The following is a 1316-nucleotide window of genomic DNA, read 5'->3' as shown; positions in this document are numbered from 1 at the left end:
CTGTATTCCCGAGGGGTGCTCTTCCGCACTCCCCGTGTGGGTATTAATCTTGGCCATTTCGCACAACTTCCGGGCGGCGGCTCACCGGTTCTCCGGTGAGCCGCTGACTCGTGCTGGTCGGCGCCTACGCCTCGGGGGCCTGCTCGGGGGCGGGCTCGGCCTTGGCCTTCGGCTTCACGTTCTTGTGCGGGGCCAGCACCATGATCATGTTGCGGCCGTCCTGCTTGGCCGACGACTCGACGAACCCCAGTTCGGTGACGTCTTCGGCGAGCTTCTGCAGCAGCCGGTAGCCGAGCTCCGGCCGGGACTGCTCGCGGCCGCGGAACATGATCGTGACCTTGACCTTGTTGCCCGCCGCCAGGAAGCGCGACACGTGACCCTTCTTGGTCTCGTAGTCGTGCTGGTCGATCTTGGGGCGCAGCTTCTGTTCCTTGATGACGGTCAGCTGCTGGTTGCGCCGCGACTCGCGGGCCTTCTGCGCGCTCTCGTACTTGAACTTGCCGAAGTCCATGAGCTTGCACACCGGCGGACGGGCCTGCGGCGCGACCTCGACGAGGTCGAGGTCGTTCTCCTGCGCCAGGCGCAGCGCATCCTCGATCCGGACGATGCCGACCTGTTCGCCGGCGGGTCCGACGAGACGGACCTCCGGCACCCGGATTCGGTCGTTGATGCGTGTCTCGGAGCTGATGGGGCCTCCTTGGTCCGAGGAATGTTTCCGGTTCTCGTTTCGACCTGGTGCCCACATAGCGAAGGCCCCGACACCGTTCGGTGCGCGGGGCCCACTCTGTTTCCGATCGTGCCCCGGAGGACACTCCTTCACCCTGGACGGGTGAGACCGGACCCGGACACCTGTACGGTGACGCGGGTGGGAGCGGGGCTCCACTTGCCGCCCCCGATCGCTCGGGGGCTGGTCGCTCGTGGAAGGGTACCAGACGTGTCAGAACAACCCTCCGAACAGCCCCCTTATTCCTCCCGCGACCTCGAGGAGATCCCGAGCGTCGAGGTGATCAGCCGGGCGGCGGTGATGCTGCTGTCGGCCGGCGCCGAACGCCTGGGCCTCGCCGACGCGGATCCCGAGACCTCGCCGCACCGCGACCTGGACGAAGCCCGGCGGCTCATCACCGCGCTCGCCGGGCTGGTGACGGCCTCTGCCGAGTACCTCGGCCTGCACGCCGGGCCGTTGCGGGATGGCCTGCAGTCGCTGCAGAAGGCGTTCCGGGAGGCTTCGGCCGTGCCGGACGAGCCCGGGCAAGGACCCGGGGAGAAGTACACCGGGCCGGTTTACTGAGCCGGGGGGGGGGGGGGGGGGCGGCCGC

The 1316-nt window shown here is 68.5% G+C and carries 2 protein-coding genes; one reads left to right on the top strand and one right to left on the bottom strand.

Features of this window, described 5'->3' with window-relative positions; translation table 11 throughout:
- Window positions 1-124: 124 nt before the first annotated feature.
- Complete coding sequence (gene infC / locus ACWEVN_RS47920) at window positions 125-745, bottom strand: translation initiation factor IF-3 (RefSeq protein ID WP_086840451.1); 621 nt, start codon at window positions 743-745, stop codon at window positions 125-127.
- Between the two features lie 189 nt (window positions 746-934).
- On the opposite strand from infC, the gene ACWEVN_RS47915 reads away from it, so the two are divergent.
- Complete coding sequence (locus ACWEVN_RS47915) at window positions 935-1288, top strand: DUF1844 domain-containing protein (protein ID WP_452055721.1); 354 nt, start codon at window positions 935-937, stop codon at window positions 1286-1288.
- The last annotated feature ends 28 nt before the right edge of the window (window positions 1289-1316 follow it).

The organism is Amycolatopsis sp. NPDC003861, assembly GCF_053605405.1.
The sequence above is the reverse complement of the archived record's forward strand: the minus strand, read 5'-3'. Positions and strand labels throughout refer to the sequence as shown.